This window comes from Mesorhizobium sp. P2_B5 (assembly GCF_056404775.1).
The window spans coordinates 18967-38701 of record NZ_JBFUDJ010000004.1; the positions used below are offsets into that span (position 1 = coordinate 18967).

General features: G+C 58.2%; 21 protein-coding genes and 2 pseudogenes. 7 read left to right on the forward strand and 16 right to left on the reverse strand.

Annotated features, from left to right (window positions below; all coding sequences use genetic code 11):
* Nucleotides 1-581: 581 nt before the first annotated feature.
* On the reverse strand, nt 582-803 hold the full coding sequence (locus AC1D1N_RS15730) for a hypothetical protein (protein ID WP_477349572.1): 222 nt from the start codon (nt 801-803) through the stop codon (nt 582-584).
* A gap of 666 nt (nt 804-1469) precedes the next feature.
* Here AC1D1N_RS15730 and AC1D1N_RS15735 point away from each other — a divergent pair.
* Nucleotides 1470-1778 carry a hypothetical protein gene (locus tag AC1D1N_RS15735; protein ID WP_477349574.1) on the forward strand — a complete coding sequence of 103 codons (309 nt, stop codon included), beginning with the start codon at nt 1470-1472 and terminating at the stop codon, nt 1776-1778.
* Nucleotides 1779-1930: 152 nt separating this feature from the next.
* Here the strand turns inward: AC1D1N_RS15735 and AC1D1N_RS15740 are convergent.
* From AC1D1N_RS15740 to AC1D1N_RS15765, 6 genes and pseudogenes are all read right to left on the reverse strand, one after another.
* Nucleotides 1931-2170 (reverse strand): annotated as a pseudogene (locus AC1D1N_RS15740) (CsbD family protein).
* A 122-nt stretch (nt 2171-2292) separates the two neighbouring features.
* Entirely contained in the window at nt 2293-3693 is a 1401-nt protein-coding gene (locus AC1D1N_RS15745; protein WP_477349576.1) for a phospholipase D-like domain-containing protein, read from the reverse strand.
* Nucleotides 3694-3846: 153 nt separating this feature from the next.
* The gene (locus tag AC1D1N_RS15750; RefSeq protein WP_477349578.1) at nt 3847-4350 is read right to left on the reverse strand and encodes a hypothetical protein; all 504 of its coding nucleotides are present in this window, start codon (nt 4348-4350) and stop codon (nt 3847-3849) included.
* Nucleotides 4351-4410: 60 nt separating this feature from the next.
* Nucleotides 4411-4815 carry a host attachment family protein gene (locus tag AC1D1N_RS15755; RefSeq protein WP_477349580.1) on the reverse strand — a complete coding sequence of 135 codons (405 nt, stop codon included), beginning with the start codon at nt 4813-4815 and terminating at the stop codon, nt 4411-4413.
* A 260-nt stretch (nt 4816-5075) separates the two neighbouring features.
* Nucleotides 5076-5477 (reverse strand): response regulator, encoded by a 402-nt coding sequence (locus AC1D1N_RS15760; RefSeq protein ID WP_477349582.1) that lies wholly within the window; start codon nt 5475-5477, stop codon nt 5076-5078.
* A gap of 357 nt (nt 5478-5834) precedes the next feature.
* Nucleotides 5835-6026: a hypothetical protein gene (locus AC1D1N_RS15765; RefSeq protein WP_477350086.1), complete on the reverse strand. Its 192-nt coding sequence runs from the start codon at nt 6024-6026 to the stop codon at nt 5835-5837.
* Between the two features lie 297 nt (nt 6027-6323).
* Here AC1D1N_RS15765 and AC1D1N_RS15770 point away from each other — a divergent pair, with 297 nt between their 5' ends.
* The gene (locus AC1D1N_RS15770) at nt 6324-6653 is read left to right on the forward strand and encodes a hypothetical protein (protein ID WP_477349584.1); all 330 of its coding nucleotides are present in this window, start codon (nt 6324-6326) and stop codon (nt 6651-6653) included.
* Nucleotides 6654-6764: 111 nt separating this feature from the next.
* Here AC1D1N_RS15770 and AC1D1N_RS15775 read toward each other — a convergent pair whose 3' ends face one another.
* Entirely contained in the window at nt 6765-7118 is a 354-nt protein-coding gene (locus AC1D1N_RS15775; RefSeq protein ID WP_477349586.1) for a hypothetical protein, read from the reverse strand.
* A gap of 818 nt (nt 7119-7936) precedes the next feature.
* Between AC1D1N_RS15775 and AC1D1N_RS15780 the strand changes: the two genes are divergently transcribed.
* The 3 genes from AC1D1N_RS15780 to AC1D1N_RS15790 all read left to right on the forward strand — a co-directional run bounded on the left by AC1D1N_RS15780 (nt 7937) and on the right by AC1D1N_RS15790 (nt 9482).
* Nucleotides 7937-8122: a hypothetical protein gene (locus tag AC1D1N_RS15780; RefSeq protein WP_477349588.1), complete on the forward strand. Its 186-nt coding sequence runs from the start codon at nt 7937-7939 to the stop codon at nt 8120-8122.
* Between the two features lie 812 nt (nt 8123-8934).
* Nucleotides 8935-9141 carry a hypothetical protein gene (locus AC1D1N_RS15785; protein ID WP_477349590.1) on the forward strand — a complete coding sequence of 69 codons (207 nt, stop codon included), beginning with the start codon at nt 8935-8937 and terminating at the stop codon, nt 9139-9141.
* A 35-nt stretch (nt 9142-9176) separates the two neighbouring features.
* Nucleotides 9177-9482, forward strand: a complete 306-nt coding sequence (locus AC1D1N_RS15790; protein ID WP_477349592.1) for a helix-turn-helix domain-containing protein — start codon at nt 9177-9179, stop codon at nt 9480-9482.
* A gap of 36 nt (nt 9483-9518) precedes the next feature.
* On the opposite strand, the gene AC1D1N_RS15795 is transcribed toward AC1D1N_RS15790, so the two are convergent.
* Nucleotides 9519-9764, reverse strand: a complete 246-nt coding sequence (locus AC1D1N_RS15795; protein ID WP_477349594.1) for a hypothetical protein — start codon at nt 9762-9764, stop codon at nt 9519-9521.
* 110 nt (nt 9765-9874) lie between these two features.
* On the opposite strand from AC1D1N_RS15795, the gene AC1D1N_RS15800 reads away from it, so the two are divergent.
* Entirely contained in the window at nt 9875-10105 is a 231-nt protein-coding gene (locus tag AC1D1N_RS15800) for a hypothetical protein (protein ID WP_112564404.1), read from the forward strand.
* Between the two features lie 167 nt (nt 10106-10272).
* A pseudogene (locus AC1D1N_RS15805) lies at nt 10273-10596 on the forward strand (GFA family protein); the annotation flags it as partial.
* 180 nt (nt 10597-10776) lie between these two features.
* Here the strand turns inward: AC1D1N_RS15805 and AC1D1N_RS15810 are convergent.
* The 7 genes from AC1D1N_RS15810 to AC1D1N_RS15840 form a co-directional block, all read right to left on the reverse strand.
* Nucleotides 10777-11796: an ATP-dependent DNA ligase gene (locus AC1D1N_RS15810; protein WP_477349596.1), complete on the reverse strand. Its 1020-nt coding sequence runs from the start codon at nt 11794-11796 to the stop codon at nt 10777-10779.
* Nucleotides 11793-14438: a DNA ligase D gene (ligD, locus tag AC1D1N_RS15815; protein ID WP_477349598.1), complete on the reverse strand. Its 2646-nt coding sequence runs from the start codon at nt 14436-14438 to the stop codon at nt 11793-11795. Before ligD ends, AC1D1N_RS15810 begins: the two co-directional genes overlap by 4 nt.
* 355 nt (nt 14439-14793) lie before the next feature.
* Nucleotides 14794-15450: a hypothetical protein gene (locus AC1D1N_RS15820; protein ID WP_477349600.1), complete on the reverse strand. Its 657-nt coding sequence runs from the start codon at nt 15448-15450 to the stop codon at nt 14794-14796.
* 385 nt (nt 15451-15835) lie between these two features.
* Entirely contained in the window at nt 15836-16321 is a 486-nt protein-coding gene (locus AC1D1N_RS15825; RefSeq protein WP_477349602.1) for a hypothetical protein, read from the reverse strand.
* A gap of 23 nt (nt 16322-16344) precedes the next feature.
* Nucleotides 16345-18738, reverse strand: coding sequence for a primase-helicase family protein (locus AC1D1N_RS15830; protein ID WP_477349604.1), 2394 nt, complete (start codon nt 18736-18738; stop codon nt 16345-16347).
* A gap of 6 nt (nt 18739-18744) precedes the next feature.
* Complete coding sequence (locus tag AC1D1N_RS15835; RefSeq protein WP_477349606.1) at nt 18745-19104, reverse strand: hypothetical protein; 360 nt, start codon at nt 19102-19104, stop codon at nt 18745-18747.
* A 318-nt stretch (nt 19105-19422) separates the two neighbouring features.
* Complete coding sequence (locus AC1D1N_RS15840) at nt 19423-19644, reverse strand: DUF6471 domain-containing protein (RefSeq protein ID WP_477349608.1); 222 nt, start codon at nt 19642-19644, stop codon at nt 19423-19425.
* Nucleotides 19645-19735 lie beyond the last annotated feature (91 nt).

Consider the following 19735-nt stretch of genomic DNA (forward strand, 5'->3'; position numbering starts at 1 on the left):
TCTCGTTCCACCTTGCACAGCCCGCGCACAGGACTCGACAGACTTCCCATCATAGGACGAGCTGAGCGCGCTATTAGGGTCTGCGCATAACCATGCTGTAACGCAAGACCCTCCCATCGGGAACGAAGCGCGAAGCCGTCAGTCCGATGCACCGCCGGCAAAGAACGTCCTCCGGTATTTTGAGGAGAGGATCGTTCAATGACGCGATGTCTTTCAACGCGACGATGTCAAGGTCCTCGCGGCATTGATCAAAGTGGATGCCGATGACCGTCTGCCTAAGGAAGGTGCCAGGCGATCTGAGTGCCGCGGAAAAGTGCGGTTCAGCCGCTCGGCACCGTGGCACGAAAAAGGCTCCCCGAAGGAAGCCTTGGCGGTGTGGCCGAGAACCTCTACCAAACAAATTATCCCACATTTTGTGCGTGCAGCTCAAGCTCGTCTCATGGCGACAGGCGAGGCTTGACGGTCTCGGCGAACAGAGCGGCGCGCAAGCCGGACCCAGCGCCGATGTAAAGTCGTTGGCGCCATCTAACTCAGATGTGTGAGATCTATAAGTACCAGTCGTCTCTTACTGCATGAAGGGACTATTCGGACCAAATGCTCCCGCGGCGCTGCATCACCTCAAGGATGACGTCGACCACGCTGCCAACTTCCTCGCTGATCTCGTCGGCGCTTATACCCAGCTCCTTTGCTGCTTCAATCACCTGGCCAGCTAGTTCGACGGCTGTGGCTGGATCATCGTTGATCGCATGCAGAAGGTGTTCTGCCATCCATTCGTCCAGGAAGTGGCTGCCGCGATCACTCATGCAAGAATACATGTTCGACGCACGTATCTGATGGATTGCACGTAACCTGCGGTAGCGTTTCCAAATATGGATACACAGCCCGTGGCTGCGGGCTGGCGGGAGTCGCCGGTCCGTGATTGGCCGCAGCGGGTCCCACCGGTACCCGTTTCGGCCAACGCTTCTTGTGGGACGACAAACAGTTGACTTTAGATGACGCCGACGCCCCCTTTGCCAACATAGCCTGCCCTTCGTGAGGCGGTGGGCGACCCCGCCCGTGGCTTCATGCCGTGGGGTCGGCGACCGTGTTCGAAGTCGTTGCCACGCCTAGCCTATCAAGAGTAGGCTATCCACTACGTCTTCCGACGCTGCGTCGATGCCCAATTCGACGTCTGCCAGCCGAAGCTGTTCGCCTGCCAGGCCTCAGAAACCCTTCCTTCAGCAATCCAAGCGCATCGAGCGCGTCTTCACCTAAAAGGTCTGTCAAGGCCACGCCCTCTACGACGACAGCTTCTCCGTCATCGATGTCATAGACATCCCAACGGTCGTCTCCGGCCCTTCGTATGGTGTATCGCCGTTCCATTATGTTGCGCTAGCTGAGTCGCACGACAGGGTGTAGCGAAACCTACCGCGGACCGGCAGATGGCAGACCTTACCCACAGGTCAGATGAAGATAGGCCTAGCCGTCCTATGGATAGTACAGCAGACATTCTCGATGATGCCTCCGTTCGCTTTGAGCCGGTGCCAGGCGTTGCCGAGAAAGAAGCCTCACTCATCGTCCGCCGCAAGGCGGCAACGCCTGTGATCAATGACATCCTGGCCAATGTGCGCCATCCGCACGGGATCGGCGCACACATTATGGCCTGCGCGCTGGACTTCGGTGTCGATCGTCCAAGAATGCCACGGGTTGGCAAGTGGATTTTTGTGAAGGATCGAAAAGCGCTCGCTGCGGCTTTCCGCAAATGGCGAACGAACCGGCTCTACTGCGGATCGTCGTAAGCCATGGCGATGCTATCATCGATGAACCCCGCAAGGTCCTCGAAGAGATTGCAGAAGACTTACAGGGCAGAACTGGAGCTAAAAAGGCTCGCCCTTGGAATCCGCCAGGCCAAAGAAAAGGCCGGCGCAATGACGCCAGCCCACTTCTAAAGTCACAGCTTCTTATTGATTGCGGCCGCCGTTTTGTTCGTCGCGTCCTTCACTGCCGATTTCACGCCACCGACAGCCGTCTAGACTTTGCCCTTGGCTTCCTGGGCAGCGCCCTCTGCCCTCAGCCTGTCATTTCCGACAACCTTGCCGACGCCTTGCTTCACATTGCCGGCTGCCTAGCTTGCAAGTCCGGCCGCTTTGTCGCTTGTGCTTCCCCATGAGAATACGCGCTCCTTGAGGATTTGGATCAACTCTTTCAGAACGCCGTCGGGTACGAGGTTCCTCCGTTTGAACCTTCTCGTCAGGCGCGCTGTACATCGTCTGGCCGTCATTGCATCCAAGTAGATCCGGGTCGTGGGGCTGGCTAGAGCTGAGATTCAATCGGAAGGCAACGGACCAATCCCGCCAGGATACGGCGATAGAACCCGGCTTCTGGTTCATGCGTGAAGTCCTGCATTTTGCCTTCGTCGCAGCCGTGCCAGTGCAGAACATTGTGCTTCAGTTCGAGACGGTAACTCGCTTCCGGAGATATCTCTGATTGGAATCGATCCCGCAGCTCAGCAACCAATCTCGCATCCTCAAAGAGGACGCCCATTTCCGAATTCAAAGACACCGACCGCGGATCGAAATTGAAGGAGCCGACGAAGCCGGTCCTGTCGTCAACGGTGAATGCTTTCGTGTGCAGACTGGCGCCCTTTGAACCAAACACCGAGATTGACGGCTGACGGCTGAAGGGTTGAAGCTCGAAAAGTTTGACGCCCTTCCTCAGCAGCCGCTTGCGGTAGTTTGCGTAAGCGCCGTGGACCGCGGCGACGTCTGTGGCGGCCAGGGAATTGGTCAGAACCGAGACTTCAACACCGGCACTGACAAGGTCCAGCAACATCGCTGTGCCCCTTTTGCCGGGGATGAAATAGGGGGAGACAATTTCCAGACACTCGCGCGTCGATTGAATGATGGGACGCAGCTCTTTCATAAGCCAGCTGCGGCGTCTCCAACCACGAACCTTCTCTGGTGGATCGGAAATGATCCGCACTCCATCCACCCAATGAACGTCGTTACCGGCCTCAATAAACACTGAGATCGAGCTCCGGTCGCCGATCCCGTTCAAGAATTTGGAGTCGGTGTCGGAATCTCTTACTTCGAAAAGTCTGACGTGCTCATGCTCCGTCGCCGAACTAAGAGATTTGATTGGCTTGGCTTCCTCGCACGCCCAGAAGGCATCGAATATCGCTGTGGTTTGCTGTACGGCTGGGCCAAGGAGCAGCATGTCGAGGTCCCGGAAATTAGTTTCTGCCGCATCGAAATAGGCATCGCCAACATTGCGCCCGCCGACAATGGCAAACTTGTCGTCGGCGATCCAAGCCTTGTTGTGCATCCGTCGTGTCAGTGCAAAAAGCCGCAACAGCACTTCCATGCCACGCATGATCCGGCCGCTCCTGATGCCACTCGGATTGAACAACTTCAATTCGATGTTTGGATGATTGCTAAGCGCCCAATAGGCAGCATCGTTTTTGCGCGGATTGACGTCGTCAAGGAGCATGCGCACTCGCACGCCGCGGTCAGCGGCTCGAAAAACCTCCTGCAGTAACAAACGGCCAGTGTGGTCATCGTGCCAAAGGTAGTACATGAGGTCGAGCGTGCGCACTGCGCTCCGTGCCGCCAGCACGCGCACAGCGAAAGCATCATAATTGTCCGAAACAAGCAGCAAGCCGCTCTTGCCGGCCTTGATGTTGTCGTCTGCGGTTTGAGAAACCGATACGTCCATGTAAATTGGCCATCTTCGGACGGCGGTCGCAGCCGGCCCTGCTCAAAATCATAGCAAGAACCCTTCACTGCCATTCTGGTTGCATATCCAGCCGTTTAATAGCCTGGAGCCGCCCGTCAAATGACGGCGAACCGGCGGTGGACCACCTAAATCCTACGGCCGGTTCAGGTTGATCTCGCTGATGACAATGTTCTTCCCGGTGGATGGATTTTTGTCGGTTGTCGTCAGACGCATCCCGTTGTCGCCAACCTTCTCCAGCTTCAACTGCGCAGCCCGGTCACCATTGACTTCTTTCGCCCAATGAATGCCCAGCACCAAGGCGTCGCCTGAACGATTGCCATTGAGTCCAGCCGGGCCGGTGCTCGATCCGGTATAGGTGCCCGTGTATGTCTCGCCATCTGTCTTGACGTCGGCGCCGATGGCTCGCGAGAACACGACGTAGCCTGTACATTTGCCATCAAGTGACAGCGAGCTCACTGTAGCGCTGGACGCAAATTTGCAATTGATCTTGATGGGCTTGGAATCGGCGTCGGTTTTCACCGTTCCCTTGCCAACCCAACTTCCGGCAAACGATTTCAAAAAGGCACCGTCATCGGCCTGTGCGGGCCATGCCACGCAGAGCATTGCTGCTGCGAACCATCCAAGGGATTTTTTCATAATAGGTATCCTTATTTTCACCATAGCCGTAGCAACACCGGGGCGGCACGTGCGATCCGTCTAGGCGGCGGCAACTGCCTTCTCTATCTCCTGAGCCGAATGGCCCGTGAGATCCTTGGCGATTTCGCCGATGAGCACGGCTGACAGTTTCTGATGGTAGTGTTTGCGCAGTTCGCCAAGCGTTCGGGGCGCGGCGATGATGATCAGATTGTCGATCTGCCCGCCAAGAACCTGGCGGTTGAGCAGTTCGGCAGTTCCGGCTGCGAAGCTATCTTCCTCGATCCGGCTGTTGTCCGGGTTGGCGGAGCTGCTCTGATGCCGGGCGCCGGATCCCTTGTTCTCGTTTGTCACATCCTCAACTGCCGAGGCAATCAGACTGGGATTGGCTTCGTCTCCCGAATTGCGAAACAAATTGAGCTTCTCGCCATCAGCTACGGCTACGGTCGCTCCCTTGGGGATATCCATTTTTATTGATCTCCGAGATTGCGCCAGCCGGTGGCGAATCCGGTTGATTGCCCGCTGACGTCAGTCTCAACGTTTCAACGCGTTATTGGATGCCTTTCGTGAAGTTTGGTCGAAACCCGGTGTCCCCGCTTTTCGAAAGGACGGCAGAGGGCAGCACTCGGCTATGCGAGGCGAGCGTCAGCCTGAACAAGTTGAAACCCTCAGATCCAAGCGAAGGGGCAATCCGCTGGTCGTGAAATGCGGCCATTGAACTGGCAAACCTAGTCATCAGGATCGTTGGTGCTAGGGGCAGGCTGCGCATTCATCAGCGTAGATAGGGCAGTGATGATCTGGGGGAGGAAGAATGGCTTGGTGATCATAACGCTTTCAGGGACGCCCTCGGCGCCCCAATTGATAGCACTATCGCCGCTCACGTAGATGACGGGGATGCTCGAGTTAGCCTGGCGAAAATGCCTGGCTATTTCCCAGCCGGATTTACCAATTCCCAGGCGGATGTCCGTAACGAGGCCCTTGACCTTGGTTGGATCCGCGTCGAACGCCGCCAAAGCCTGTTCGGCGTCATTAACGGCTATAACTTCGAAACCTGCTTCCTGCAGCGCCGTCTCAACGTCAAGCAGGATTAGCGGCTCATCCTCAACGACCAAAACCGCACCGATACTCATTTGTTAATGTCCCCAATTTCGCACCACTACGGTTCAACCTGGGGTTTGGTTCCACAAGCACACGAATAACCCGATCTTGCCACCGTCGCCGGAGAATGGCGGAACATCCCCAACCAGCGAACCGGCCTCACCAAACGGAACAAGCTATGAGTAGGAAGCGAGACCTCCGGAGCTATATCGGCGCTCTAGTCGATGCAGCAATGCCTCTGGCGGCCGGCCGACTTGTCACGCTACGCTCCGGACGTCTGATTGGAATTGCAAGCATTGCGATACGGTCACGGGTCGCTCGGCGGCTTGCTGAGCGCAGCCTCGGCGCGCTCCTGATCCTTTTTCGCCACGGCCATTCAGGTATCTCGGTCAATCGTCTGGGTTGGTGGCACGCCTGTCCAATATTCCGAAATCTGCGGAATGGGCCCCGCTTTCAGCTTCCAGAAATCCTTCCGCAGCCAAGCCGCGCCTGAGCAATTCCCGGACTGCAGCAGCCCTGCTAGGCATGCGTTTCTGAAAGCGCCAGGTATCGAGCGCCGTGAATTCCTTAGCGTTGAGCATGACTTGAAGACGTTCTGGTCGCTCAAGATTATCCGCCACAGCTGCCTCCATCGGTCGTTGAGTGAAATGAGTAACTTACCCGTGTGCCTCATAAGACCTCAAAGGGTGCGTAGGTTCCAAAGGCGTCAAATACATTTGATGCATGCCCTACTCACCATCATGAAATTCATCCAAAGGCGTAACCTACTAACTTATTGATTTAGCTAGATATTATTTTCGATTTTACTTGCTTTCAGTTTATTTCGGCTGCATGTTCACGTCCGAGGGAAAACCCAGTCCTTGGGACAGGAGTTGACCATGCAATATTCCACAAGCCTGCGAGACGATCTCAACCAGATGGTTGTGGACGCGATTCGAAAGTACGGGATCGTGAACATACCGGTAATCGCGGAGCGCATTCGAGCCCAGCAACCGGATGAAGGTTTCACCGCGCTAGATGCAGAGCACTTAGTGTTAGGCTTCGCAGCCCTGTATTGCGCACCCATTGAGTTTGACAGCACGGGGTGTGCCTGGCGTAAGCGAAGGCCGGTGTCAGCGGTTAACGATGGCCTTCTGTTAGAGTTTGTCGAAGACTGCGATATGGCAGCGCTTGCGGGCCAGCCTGCGGCTGGAACTAAGGCAGCCTAGTGCTGTCGCAGGCACGGAGCCAGTCAAGCCACTGCCTGTACTTTTCGCAGAAAGGCGTGCCGAAAATAGGCTTCGCCTCGCATGAAGGCCCGCCTCGGATTGTGTCCCCAATCAACTCTGCATGGAGTGCAAAAGAGCCTGCACATGCTCTTCAAGGTCGAGCTCGCCACGCGCTTCAATTTTCAATAGGTACTCTGCCTTGACCCGACGCTCGCCCGAGCCGGTCGCGGGATGGGCACATATGGCCAGCAGCGCTTGCTGTTCTATTCGGTCTGCAATCTCGCGGTCGTTCCAGGTGCTGCCGGCGCTATGAACAACCTGATGGAGCGCCTCGTAGGCGACCTCATGGGCGTCGATGAGGGCCTGCAACTCCGGTGCGGTAGCCTCACTCCGCGCTAAAGATGGTTCAACGACAGACGCGACGGCGGCGAACGCAAGAAGCGTGCGGCGAGTGACTCCGGGCATGCGACATCCCCTTTCTGTCTGACAGTTTCCGGCACATTATAGCACCAGCGTAACAGCTCGCGGAGATGTCCGCGGAGCGAGCGCATTGTCTGCTGACAAGATGGCAGAAGCGGCTGGGCTGGTCATGCGGGATATTCATCAGGCGCGCCCACCTTGAAGGGGGAGGCTTCACCGCCGAAGGGCGCTATCCATCGCCTTTTCCAAGTCCTCCTCAAAAAAGGGCTTGGCCAAGCGGGTGGCATTTGTCTGTGTGTCGGATGGAAGTTCGGCATAGCCCGTGGCTAGAATCGCAGGAAGATGGGGGCGCTCGGCCCTTACACCGCATAATCGGTAATAGAATCGATGAGCACGCGATAGCGGTCCTCAACAGGAAGCGATGAGGTCGGCTGCTCGATTGACAATTTTTGCAAAGTTCCTGCTCCCGTAACAGCGAGAAACGCTAGCTCTAACCCTTAGTTCCGTTCTGACAACGGTGTCCTATCTTCTGAAGGTGTGGCTGCCGTCGGAAGGTTCGCCATACATCTCGGCGATACCCCAAGCGATGGCTATCCGAGCACACCCAACAAGACGCCCAGAACAGGCGGCCAATTTGCCCCAGCGAGCTTTGTTTTCTGGAGTGTCGTTCGTCATAAACCTTAAGGGGCGCGGGCCGGCCAGATTGTATAGGCCTACCGCTTGTGCCTCGACGGAAATGAGGTCGGGCGTTCCGGTCAAATAAAAAAGGGCTGTCGGCGTTCGCGAGATGAATCCGCTTTGCCGGGGAACGAGATCCCAAGGCAGCAGTTAACCGGCATCGCGGATACGGCAAGGAGGAAAAAATGGGATTCTTTGGCAAATACTTTTTCGGCTTCGGCCGCAAGAAGTCTGACGACAAGCAACAGAGCGGCGACATGCGCAAGGCTACAGGTGCTGGCCCCGCTATCGCAGCGCATTCAAAGGACGCCAGGAGCTCGGCGGCCACGGGACAGAACCCGGCGGCGGCAAAGAAGAAATCGGACAACTAACCTTCGGGAGGCCACCTGGGCCCAGGATCTTCCGATCCAGGTCGCACTTGGCCACTCCGTAGCGCAAGCGGTACTTCGTCGCGGCGCGCCAGCACTGATAAAATAACAAAAGCTGGCGCCCTCGATCATCACCGTCGAATGCCCGTTTTCGCCAGGCTCTCCCGGTTCGAGTACGGGCCCGAGACGACGGTCCCAGACGCATCGCCGTGCCTACCTCGATCCGAGTGTGTTGTCGATTTCCGCCGGTGGCAACCTTGCTGCAAAGCGATCCTGCGCGTTCCACAATCGCGGTGGCGAAGGCAATTCTGGACCTGATGATTGATGGTCAAAGGCGCGAGTTTGAGCTTATGCGAGCCGGTCCGGGCAATCAGTACGCGAATCGCTCGACTGTCCACGGCAGGGTAGCACTGTAGCAAAGAGGAATGTTGCCTACAGCAGTACGCCCTGCTCATCAGCTTCGCTTACACCGATCGAAGCATTTTGGCGCGAACGGAGGTACAGGCGTCATATGAAATTTTAACATCAACCCGGCGGCCTTCCGGAACAAAACACAGTCTCACCTATTGATGCGTAGCATTCAGTGAGTGACGACAGATGGCGGGTAACACAGCACCGGCGGATAGAACTCCCAAGACATTCCTCGGGCGCATGACCCGCGTGTCCGTGCCCCGTCACGAGCTTGAATTCATCAGCAAAGGGGGCCGCCTCAATCGAGAGGAGGCTGTTGCTCTTCTGCACAAACATATGGGCGACCGAGAGGCTGTTTTCAGGGAGCTGTCATCGCGTCGCAAACCCTGACCACGGAGGACAGCATGGACGACGATTTAAGACAGCGATTGATCGACCATAGCACCCGCATGCGAGGCAGGGCGGCCGAGTTGGCGCTGCCTGAAGGCAACAGCGATATCTCCGCACTGATGTCGGGCATTGCATTGACGCTCGATGCCGTGCTGGTCATTGCCGAAGAGACCAAGACGCCGCGATCTGGACCAGCGGTTGACCCCTCCGAACGCCCCTAAAACTCGTCGAGCCCCGACAGGATGAGGAGGAGTCTGTGGTACGGCTGACCGGCGCACAATGCCGTGCGGCGAGAGGGTTGCTGGGGTGGCCACAGGTCAGGCTGGGTGCGAAGTCGAATGTAAGTGAGGGAACGGTCCGTGATTTCGAAAACGGCAAGCGCGTCCCCACTGTCGACAAGCTGATCGCAATTCAATCGGCGTTGGAAGCGGCAGGTGTCGCCTTTCTGGGTGATGGCGAGACAGCGGAGGGCGGGCCAGGAGTTCGGCTCAAGAAACCACCTGCCTCGCGCCCGGTCATTCGAGATGGTGAAGCCGGCATCATCGACAACAGCGAAATGTAGGAGTGCTCTGAGACGCGGCCGCCATAGTCAGCCCGTTCAAGCTGAAGATGGCGACATTCCTGGCTGCATCTTCTTTGCGCCCCTAGGCATTGCCCGAGGTGGGTTCTGACCATCTGACTGGTGTGTCTTGTCATCGACGTCGTTTACAGGACGCGTCAGCCCGATCCCGTCTTTCGGCTTCTTATTGCCAGCCGCGTCTTGCGAGAACGCGTCCGAAGGGTCCGGGCCGGTCCGGGCCGGATATTTCGTCGCTCCGGTTTCGCGATGGTTTTCGTCGGGCATTTTGATCCTCCTGGCTGATGGATCGATAACCACGCCAGACGCCAAGGAGTTCCGCGCCTCATGGAACATTCCTCCCGGCAGGTCGTTGGCCAGCAAAGGAGATCGTTAGAATGGGCAGCATCAAAAACCTCAACAAGGCGATCATCAAGGACCCTGAAAGCGCCGGCGCCAAAATCGAACGCAAGAATCCGAGCGACAAGGATGCCGGCGGAGCCCCCAAAACTGCGGGAGCCGCGAACGGGAAGGCAAGCCCTTCTACCGATCCGTTCTCAAACCGGCGGAGCGATGCACGGCCGGTAAGCGGCAAGACACCGCGCCCAACCGAGAAGCCCGGAGAATAGTCATGCCGCCCAGACCAGAGCCGACTGACGACCCGCCGGTAGACGCACCAACCTGGACGCCGGACGTACGTGAACCTGATCCCGATCTTCTTCCAGATGAGCTACCCGTCCCCAATCCCGACGAAACCGTGACCCGCCAAAGCGAGCTCTGACAGCGCGGCGGCGACGTCTACACTGGTGGTTGCCTTTGTGGGGCGGTTCGCTTCTCAGTCAAAGGCGCTCCGCTTCGCGTCGGCCTCTGTCACTGCCAGGATTGTCGGCGCGTGAGCGGCAGCGCGTTCAACTTCTTTGGCGTTTGGTCGCGATCGGTTTATGAAGGAACGGGAACCCTCACGACATTTGAAGGCCGAAGTTTCTGCTCCGTTTGCGGTTCCCGTGTCGCATCGCTTCGCGATGACGAGGCGGAGACCATGCTCGGTGCTCTCGACCTTGCTCCCAGCGATATCATCCCGGGCTACGAACTCTGGCTCGGGCGGTGGGAGCCGTGGCTGATGAATCGGCATGGGCCGAACAGTATCAACACGATCGCGAGCCGCGCACCATCGATGCTCCGCCGATCGAATCTGACATTCCCGCGCCGGCGCAACAGCCTGAGACTTAGTGTCGTCCCTAGGCAGTTGTGGCGGTGTCCTGAGCTGGGACCCGTTTTCGAGGGGCGACCCGGAGAGCCGTCATGTTTTCAATATCTGGTCGAACGTGCACTGCTTTGGGCTCTTGTCAGGGCGCCATCGCATAAGTTTTGTGCCATGCCGAAATCGATCGCCGGTGATGTGATCGAAGCGGACTTCCACTACGAGTTCGGGACGAACGGGCTCCCACTGTCCGCTCCTTTCCGTGCTCCACCGGCTCGGACCGCCGGGGGCTTTGCCAGTAAATCCCGGAGGCGATCGCAGCGCTTCGAGTTCCCGTGTCAGCTTTGAACGATCTTCCCGGGCGATCGTCGATGTAAATCCCACGTGGTCGAGTTTGCCTTGGTCGTTGTAGAGGCCAAGCAGCAAGGAGCCGACCTCGCGCGAGTTCGCCAGATAGCGGAACCCGCCGACCACACAATCGGCGGTGCGCAGCCGCTTGACCTTGACCATGGCGCGCTCGCCGGGCCGATATTCGTCGTTGAGAAGCTTGGCGACAACGCCATCCGTTGAACCCTGACCGGATTCCCTGAGCCACTTCATTGCAGTCGCCAAACTCTTAGTACAGCGCGACAGCTCAAGTCCGCTTTCCGGTTCTGCCCTGATTAGGGCTTCCAGCGCCGCGCGTCGTGCCGACAGCGGTTGATCGATCAAGCTGGCATCGGCACTGGCCAGCATGTCGAAGAGGATCAATTTGGCTGGGGTCTCGGCCGACAGTTTCCGAATCCTGCTTTCCGCTGGGTGCAGCCGCATCTGCAGCGCGTCAAACGAAAGGGAGCCTTCAACTTCAATGACGATCTCACCATCGACCACAAACTCCTGCGCATTCAGGTCGCGCAACATCGCAACTACCTCAGGAAAGTATCGGCCAAGTGGCTTGCCGGATTTCGCCCTTAATTCCACCTCGTCGCCGGCTTTGAACGCCAGGCAGCGAAACCCGTCCCATTTGGGTTCGTACTGCCATTGGCTGCTGTCATCAGGCAGCGCGTCCGCCGAGTTTGCCTCCATGGGTTCAGTGTCCAACGGAAGGCCAAAGGACGGTTTCACAAGCTTCGATGTCATGCGGCCAGCTTTGCTGAACCCAGCCGCTTGATGGCGGTGGCGATCGACCGTTCGCCATCGTCATAGTCGGCCCAGGCGACGGTCTTTTTCAGGAGGCCCGGCACGGTTCGGACCGTGTATTTCTTCGGATCGAGATCCGCCTTCACCTGCCCCCATGTCAGCGGCATGGAGACGGTCGCGCCTTCCCTTGCCCGCGGTGACAGCGGAGCAACGGCAGTCGCCATTCGGTCGTTTCGGAGGTAGTCGAGAAATATGCGAGCCGTCCGCAGCTTCTTGGCCATGTTGACGAGGTAGAGATCCGGGCGCTCCGCCGCCATCTGCATACAGACAGCTTTCGCGAAGGCCTTGGCCTCGGGCCATGTCGTCTTGCTGCGCTGGCTGGCCAGTGGCGTGACGACATGCAACCCTTTGCCACCCGTCGTCTTGCAAAAACTCACCAGGCCCAGATCTTCGAGGCGATCGCGCATTTCCTTGGCGGCCGCGACCACCTGCGCAAAGGAGACTTCCGGACCAGGATCCAGATCGAAGACGAGCCGGCCGGGTACTTCCGGATGACCGGGCTGGCAATTCCAGGGATGCAACTCAAGGCCGCCTATCTGGGCGATCGCTGCCAAACCCTCAACGCGGTCGATCTGCAGATATGGCTTGTGGTCGCCGAAGACTTTCACCAGTTCCAGCAGATTGGACGTGCCGGGCATCGCGTGGCGCTGGAAAAACTGCTCGCCTGCGTAGCCGTCTGGGGCTCGCACAAGCGAACAGGGGCGCCCTCTGAGATGTTTGATCATCCAAGGCCCCACGGCCGCAAAGTATTCTGCAAGATCGAGCTTGGTGACAGCGGTGATATCGCCGGCATTCGGCCAGAGCGGCTTGTCCGGCTTGGAAATGATGACGCCCATGACGACCGGGCTTTTTCCCGTCCTGCCAGTCACCTTGGCAGGGTCGGCAATCTGAGTCTCCTGAGGATCGGCCGGGCGCTCGGCCTCGACATCTTTCGCCGGCTTGTCCTCGCGTAGACCTTTGAAGGCCGCCTGCCTGATATTGCCGCCGCCGGTCCAGCCGGCGAACTCGATTTCAGCAACCAGCTCCGGCTTGGCCCAGAACACGGTCGCATCTTTTTTCGGTGCGCCATCGCCGGTGAATGGCGACTTCGCAGCCTTCATCTCCTTTAGCCTTGGCAGCAGCTGCTTGACCTTCGCCTCGCTGTAGCCGGTCCCGACACGGCCGATATAGGCGAAATGCTCGCCGCGATTGACGCCGACCAGCAAGGACCTGAACTTGCCATTGGTGGTCGACCACCCACCTATGACCACCTCATGCCCAGCGCGGCATTTCGATTTTGCCCAAGTGTCGGTCCTTCCCGAGACATAGGTTGCATCAGCCTTTTTGGAGATAATGCCTTCGAGTGCAAGTCGACAGGCGGACTGCAGCACCGCGTCGCCGCCGTTGGTGAAATGCTCGACATAGCGGATGAGATTTTCCCCGCCGCGGTCGACCTCGCCGAGCATCTCCCTCAGCCGCTCCTTGCGCTCAGTGAGAGGCAGTTTTCGCAGATCGACGCCATTTGCGAACAGCAAATCAAAAGCGAAGAAAATCAGATCCTTTGTCCGGCGCTCCGACAGTGCGGCTTGCATTGCGGCAAAATCGGGCGCTCCGTTTTCGCCGAGCGCCACGATCTCACCGTCGACGATGACATTGGGAAGGCTTGCGGCCTCGTTCGCGATAGCGCCGAATTTCTCCGTCCAGTCCAGACCCTTCCGCGTCCTCAGCGTGGCGGCGCCATCTTCGACACGCATCTGGACGCGATAGCCATCGAACTTGATTTCGTGGACCCAGTTCGAGCTGGCCGGCGGCCGGGAAAGCGTCGCGCAGAGCTGTGGCGGGATGAAGTCGGGCATCGTCACTGCCGATGCCCGAACGGCTCTCTTTGGACGCGGAGACGGCTTTGACGCTTTGGCGGCACGCTCGTCGGCAGCATGGCCGCGACTGCTGTCCCTCACGGCATCTGCATCGGCCACCGAGGAGCCCTGCAGCATGAAGGGCTTCGGTCCAGCGCCTTTGCCCGCGGCAATCTTCTCCATGCTCCGTCCAGAGGCGATAGATCGATCCTGCGCCAGCACCGCGTCGCCATTGCCATCTGTCGCGTATTTGTCGCGGTGTTTAATCAGCAGCCAGTTCGTTCGCTTCCCGCCATTGCGGTCATGCTTCATCCGCACCAAGACGAAGCTGCCGTGCAGGCGCTTGCCGTCGAGCGTGAACTTTAGGTCGCCTTTCTCCAGAGCCTGTTCGGGTGACATGGCGCCTTCCGGCTCCCAATATCCGCGATCCCACAGCTGGACGGTCCCGCCGCCATACTGGCCCTTGGGGATCGTGCCTTCGAAGTCGCCATAGTCAAGGGGATGGTCCTCGACCTCGACCGCCAGGCGCTTGTCTTGAGGATCCAGCGACGGACCTTTGGTGACGGCCCACGACTTGAAGACACCGCCGAGTTCCAGACGCAGGTCGTAGTGCAGACGGGTGGCATCGTGCTTCTGGATCACAAACCGAAGCCGGTCCGATTTCGCGATCGACCTCTCGCCGCTGGGTTCCTTGGTCTTCGTGAAATCCCGTTTGGCCCGATAGGTGGAAAGCTCGCCCTTAGTCATGAAAGTGCCCCGACTGATCACGCAATGCGCGATTCAACGCCCTGACGGTCATTCGGTTCATCTCTTGACCAGAAAGACCTGATCATGTTGCGAGGTGAAGGCGCGGACCTCTCGAAGCTTGCCGCGCAGGTCGCCAGCCTAGCCGCACCACCCTGCAATCGAACTACAGCAGTTCGTCCCGGCGAATTAGTGAGGGATCGAGCGCGGATGGAAGCCCACCGCTGACAAACGGCAACACGGCGCTAGCCCAGATCAAAACCTGCGCCAGTGTTTCGATCTGGATTAGCTTCAAGATAACGACCGGTCCTCATCCGCGCGGTCGTGAGCCCTCAGGAAGGACGGTCTTTGAGCCTTCCTACCAGTGGTACTCACCATTCAGGTAGAAAATGTCGCGCTCCTCGCCGGGGACATTCTTCTCGCCCTTTTTCGGCAACATCTCCACGATAGCGGTCAGCTTGCCGTTGCGCTTCGCCTCAATGTCGATCGCCCTACTGAAAACACTGACGCCACCTTCCCGGAATGTCACGAAATCGCAAGCCTGAGACGCGTTGATCACAGTGTGGAGAGCGACGAAATCACTGTCACTACTGAGGCGCCGGAACGTTTCGATGCTCCCATCCCAGATCGGCCCATCGTTGGCCCCGCACCCCGTGCTTTTTGCGATGTTCCTAAGATCGACGGGGTCCAACCGACTAGCCGCTCCCGCCCAGGTCTCAAGGGCGTGTCGGCACATGACCATGGCAACCTCCTTGCACTGCCCTACCGCAACAATGCAAGTGCCGTAGTACTTATACCGGAAGTATTTCATGATCTTGAGGGCTGACTTGGTGGAGCCTGCTTCCGTGTTGAGCACGATGAACAGGTACTCTCCCTTACTACGGCGGGGCTCTGTTTCAGCAAACACACATTCGAAAGCCTCCTCATCAATGTCAGAATTGATGTAGAGGAAATCCGCGTTCCAGTCGTCCGCGAGGTCATTGGCAACTTTCTCAACCCGTTCAAAAACATCCATTTTTCGATGCATCCGTTACTTATCGTTACGTGCCCGGCACGCCCTTCGTGTCGGGGTCGCTGCGTGATTTAGGAGGGGCGACTAGGCCCTGCGATGGGCGAAATGTGCTTGTCCTATAGTATCGTCCAAAAAGGCCAGCCCGTGAGTTCGGGCCCTGAGCGCTGCCACCCCGAACGCACCGCGAGCGAAGCCGTGGCGTGCGAATGATCTTGAAAGCAAGAGTTCTTCACCCCGCCGCGCCTCCTCGGGCGTGCCGAGGTGCGGTGAGCTGGGTGTGGCAGCATCCTCCTGTTCCTACTCAGGACCCGCCCAAGCCGGTCGGCCGCGGTGAGATGCACAGTCAAACGTGAGCGCTCCTCGCGTTCTGTACAACTATTTCATCTGGCTAGACGGCCTCGACCTCACGAAAATTTCGCCACAGCTGGTTCACTGCGGGAAATAGGTTGTTCACGCCCTCCAGCTGGGCGATACGATCGCGTACCGCATCCTCGCTGATCACATCGAGCGGCATGCCCATCTGCTGGAGCCAAAGCGCCGAGAACTGCCAATCGGAACACTTACCACCCGAGAGCCATTCGGCGATCTTGTCCGGGCGATAGTATATGCGGTTACCCTGCCCCCTCCGCATCGTTTCGGTTGCGGGCCCCAAATCGCGCATCCTCCAATTCGCTAAGCTCTGGAGGCTGGCGCCAAGAAACCGTGCTGCAAGGCGAGACGGTATCGGGCGCCATGGAGGAAGGCTTGTCGTCATGGCGATCGAGTAGAAGTGCTTTGCGTCGACGTGCTTGGCGATTCCCTTGGGTGTCCAGCTGTCCAACTGTCCAACCTCTTTTTCTTCAAAGTGATAGTTGGTAGAGATATAGGTCTGCATGGTCCTTTGCTCCGCGCACCTGGTCAGTTGGCCAGCTGGACAGCGGCCGCGATAGCAGGCGTCAGGCCAGATGACATGACATCCGAGTCTCTGCCCGTCAGGGCAACCCGGACCGCATCGTTCGAAGCGTTCATCCACCTTTCGACTTCCTGCCACGCCCAGACATAGCCACGCGGCGACCTTCCGAGGCGCGGAACGGACGTCTTCGTGCTCCGCTTGCAGTCGCCGAGCCTCTTAAGGATCGGGGTGATTTGCTGCACCGTGATTGTCTTCCTCATTCGCGCTTCAACCGCCTCGGCCACGTCCTCGGCGAGGTACACGGGACGATTGAACGGGGCAGAGCCGGTTTCCCGCAGGTCAACGATGACCTGTTCCAACACGGGCGCGCTGGCACGGATCAACTCTTCCTTCGCACCGGTTCGCGGCGGCTCGGCATTTGCGTCGAAGTCGGAGAGATCGAAGTTCAGAAGGTAGTGTTTGAAGGCGGCGACGCTCTCGTCGGAGTGGCCGACCTCCCTGAGATGGCGGTAGTAGGCGTCTTCCCGTTTCGGTGCCTCAACCTTGCACACGAAGAGCCGACGGTCGTCATGCTCGATGGCCATCGGCTTATCGCTGTTGGTCATGATTATGATGCCGCGAGGCGTCCTCACGTTGAACGCATCAACCCCCTTGCGCTCGACCGACTGCGTCTCCTCAGTGGCCCATCGCTTTAGTCGGTTGTAGGCGGTCTTCAGCTCATCGATCTGCAATTCGTCGAGAGCCAGCAGGCGAACATTTCCCAGCTCCGCCTGCCAACGTTCCCCAAGGACGCCACCGTACACCTCCCGGACATCGTTCTCATGAAACATACGCTTAATGGCGCGCACCAAGATGTTCTTACCGACGCCCTGCTTGGATTGAAGCAAGATCGCCGACTTGATCTTGTCGGCCGGCCGCTGAACGAGGTGGGCAAGGTATTGAAGCAGCCAACGCCTCTCGCCGTCACCCGGTAGAAGATAGCGCAGATGGTCAAGCCAAAGAGAAGCGTCGCCTTCCGCGGCAGCCACACCTCCATCCTTCCACGTATTCAACTTGCGGATGCCGTTCTCCTCTACAATGAGCTCTTCATTTCCAACAAGGAAGTCATGCTCATCGGCCAGGCACGACACCCGCGAGTTTCGGAAAGCGATGCTTGCCGTTCGGTTTTTCTGAATGTCCCGCGTGTAGGAGCGGTCGAAATCCTCCCTCGTCTTGTCTCGCCCGTTCAGGACGTCGAAGAACAAACCCGATTTAGTGTCGAGCACGTACTTCGCCTGCAGCGGCGCAAGTCCGGGATCGGTCTTTGCCAGCGCGACCGGTGTGCGAATGACCTTTCCTTCCCGGAATAGGCAGCCCTCACACTCGGAGTTTGTTTTGGCGATCGTCTCGCAGAGCTTCGGGCGATACTTGCTGGCATGATCCAGCTTGTCCTCCGCCTGCTGATACGAGTAGCGATCATCGCGGGAGGACATCAGGTGAAAATACCGCCGTCCTTGCGGGATGTGCGCCAGAATGTCCGCGGCGTCCTTCCACTGCGGCTCCGTCAGGCGCTCGCTGCTCTCATCGCATGAACGAAGGAAACTGCAGGCCGTGACCATCGCCAGCGCACCTGCAGCACTCTCAGCGGCCTCTTCGTCGCCCGACATCATTTCCTGGCGGAGCGCGTCCGCCAGCGAATGCTCGCCAGAACGAGGCGGACCGTTGGAACTTGCGGCCATTCGTGCTGCGACGACGCCTTCCAGTTGTTCGAGAGTCCAGGTCCGACCACTTGCCCCGTCCAAGATGTGGACGGGCTTGGCCGGTTTTGTCTTCGGGTTGAACGTTCCCGGCACCCGAAGAACACGTGCGAGCTCTGCGATCGTGTCCAGCTTGAGCCCGCGTTGTACCCAGGCCAGCCGGGCGTGCTCGTTCCAGGCCGACCAGAGCCGCTCAACGCGGCTCCGATCTTCTTTCGTCTCCAGGTGTAGTGGCTCCTGGAACTGCCAGACCGGATAGATCCCACCACCTGAATGTATGGTCAGGGTGGGCTGAGGCAGACCCGCCTCTTCCAGCAGCTTGAGCGCCTGCTCCTCGTTCTCGGGCAGGTTCTTGGCAGAGTGCACCCCAGTGGCAAGATCAATGTCGAGAGCCAGGAAGGCGACGACACAGGCGGTGTCCTGTCGTCGCGTCTGCTCGTCGACGGCGTGGTGATCGTGAAGCGCTACCGCGAGGTACCGATGAATGCCTTCGGGCTGTGTTGCCAGAAAGTCGAAGGCAACTTCCCGATTGCTGTACGGGAAAACCGCATGCCTCCGCCGTGTGTTCGATTGATCGCGTTCGAACACAACAAGGTTGCCCCGGCTCTCCAGCCCGAACATCCGTTCGACATACTCCTTGATCTGCTTCCTGTCAGTCTGCATGGGCACTTACCATGCCTTCCGAGAAAACAAGGTCGTCAGAAACCTCCGCGGGTCGTCATTGTCGTGGGCCTGGAACTCACGAATGCGTCGAGTGCGATCATCCTTCAGGATAATATCGGCCGCTTGCCTGATATCGTCGTCACTGGCGGTGCGAGCCCAAGACTTATAGTTCGTGGCCTGCCACCGGTAAAACCAATAGCGGTTGGAGACAAATGCCGGACGCGGCTCCGGGCACAGCCCTTCCTTCGCCATTTCGACAAGTGCGTCCCTGGGGATATGAAGACGTTGTGCGACTTTGATGTCGACGAGCAAGTCACGGCATTTTGCCAAATACTGATATAGATCAATCGATCGTGTTCGTTCCATAGGACATATCCTTTTTCAAGTGTTTGGTGGATATGCCCTAATTGTTTACGGTGAACATGCCTCGCAAGGACTGGCAGATGCCGAGGTGCATCACGATGATGCCCCGTGCATCACTGTTATTCTTCTGGGGGATTGAAATAATAATATTCTGCACTACAGGGCGTTGCGCTGAGCAGAATCCAACAAGCGCACTCCTCCACCCGCCGCGCCTGCGCAAAAACCTGAGCCAGGTCCAATGGCCGAACTCTGTCTAAGTAACCAAAGCTGCGGTTACTCTACTGAGCACAGCGTGGACGGGGCGCCGGCGCTCCTACAGCGTCAGTCGAGCTTCAGCCTCTGAGATCCGATGGCCTTGAGACACTGCGCAAAGAAAACGGCCGTGAAGGTTCCTCGTGAAAGCTTGTTGGCTATGTTCACTTCCTTTTCGTGAACGCCGATGTCGGCCAGCTTTTCGACCAGATCGGCGTAGCTGAGCCCCCGCAGTTTCAGCTCAGCCTTCACGAGCCCGCTGAGCAGCCGCTGCCATTCGGTCTCGGTCATCGGGACATTCTCCGCGAAAAAAATGTTGCTCGAACTATTGCGCGGCCTAGTTTCATATTTATCTATCTCAAACATTCAGTTTTATACTGAA

What these genes read in the sequence shown, in the direction of transcription:
- AC1D1N_RS15800 (WP_112564404.1), top strand. Translation starts at nt 9,875, where the DNA reads ATGGGCAGCATCAAAAACCTCAACAAGGCGATCATCAAGGACCCTGAA.
- AC1D1N_RS15830 (WP_477349604.1), bottom strand. Translation starts at nt 18,738, where the DNA reads ATGCAGACTGACAGGAAGCAGATCAAGGAGTATGTCGAACGGATGTTC.
- AC1D1N_RS15795 (WP_477349594.1), bottom strand. Translation starts at nt 9,764, where the DNA reads ATGCCCGACGAAAACCATCGCGAAACCGGAGCGACGAAATATCCGGCC.
- AC1D1N_RS15810 (WP_477349596.1), bottom strand. Translation starts at nt 11,796, where the DNA reads ATGACATCGAAGCTTGTGAAACCGTCCTTTGGCCTTCCGTTGGACACT.
- AC1D1N_RS15760 (WP_477349582.1), bottom strand. Translation starts at nt 5,477, where the DNA reads ATGAGTATCGGTGCGGTTTTGGTCGTTGAGGATGAGCCGCTAATCCTG.
- AC1D1N_RS15820 (WP_477349600.1), bottom strand. Translation starts at nt 15,450, where the DNA reads ATGGATGTTTTTGAACGGGTTGAGAAAGTTGCCAATGACCTCGCGGAC.
- AC1D1N_RS15775 (WP_477349586.1), bottom strand. Translation starts at nt 7,118, where the DNA reads ATGCCCGGAGTCACTCGCCGCACGCTTCTTGCGTTCGCCGCCGTCGCG.
- AC1D1N_RS15765 (WP_477350086.1), bottom strand. Translation starts at nt 6,026, where the DNA reads ATGCTCAACGCTAAGGAATTCACGGCGCTCGATACCTGGCGCTTTCAG.
- AC1D1N_RS15835 (WP_477349606.1), bottom strand. Translation starts at nt 19,104, where the DNA reads ATGGAACGAACACGATCGATTGATCTATATCAGTATTTGGCAAAATGC.
- ligD (WP_477349598.1), bottom strand. Translation starts at nt 14,438, where the DNA reads ATGACTAAGGGCGAGCTTTCCACCTATCGGGCCAAACGGGATTTCACG.
- AC1D1N_RS15755 (WP_477349580.1), bottom strand. Translation starts at nt 4,815, where the DNA reads ATGGATATCCCCAAGGGAGCGACCGTAGCCGTAGCTGATGGCGAGAAG.
- AC1D1N_RS15785 (WP_477349590.1), top strand. Translation starts at nt 8,935, where the DNA reads ATGGACGACGATTTAAGACAGCGATTGATCGACCATAGCACCCGCATG.
- AC1D1N_RS15730 (WP_477349572.1), bottom strand. Translation starts at nt 803, where the DNA reads ATGAGTGATCGCGGCAGCCACTTCCTGGACGAATGGATGGCAGAACAC.
- AC1D1N_RS15735 (WP_477349574.1), top strand. Translation starts at nt 1,470, where the DNA reads ATGGATAGTACAGCAGACATTCTCGATGATGCCTCCGTTCGCTTTGAG.
- AC1D1N_RS15825 (WP_477349602.1), bottom strand. Translation starts at nt 16,321, where the DNA reads ATGCAGACCTATATCTCTACCAACTATCACTTTGAAGAAAAAGAGGTT.
- AC1D1N_RS15780 (WP_477349588.1), top strand. Translation starts at nt 7,937, where the DNA reads ATGGGATTCTTTGGCAAATACTTTTTCGGCTTCGGCCGCAAGAAGTCT.
- AC1D1N_RS15840 (WP_477349608.1), bottom strand. Translation starts at nt 19,644, where the DNA reads ATGACCGAGACCGAATGGCAGCGGCTGCTCAGCGGGCTCGTGAAGGCT.
- AC1D1N_RS15750 (WP_477349578.1), bottom strand. Translation starts at nt 4,350, where the DNA reads ATGAAAAAATCCCTTGGATGGTTCGCAGCAGCAATGCTCTGCGTGGCA.
- AC1D1N_RS15770 (WP_477349584.1), top strand. Translation starts at nt 6,324, where the DNA reads ATGCAATATTCCACAAGCCTGCGAGACGATCTCAACCAGATGGTTGTG.
- AC1D1N_RS15745 (WP_477349576.1), bottom strand. Translation starts at nt 3,693, where the DNA reads ATGGACGTATCGGTTTCTCAAACCGCAGACGACAACATCAAGGCCGGC.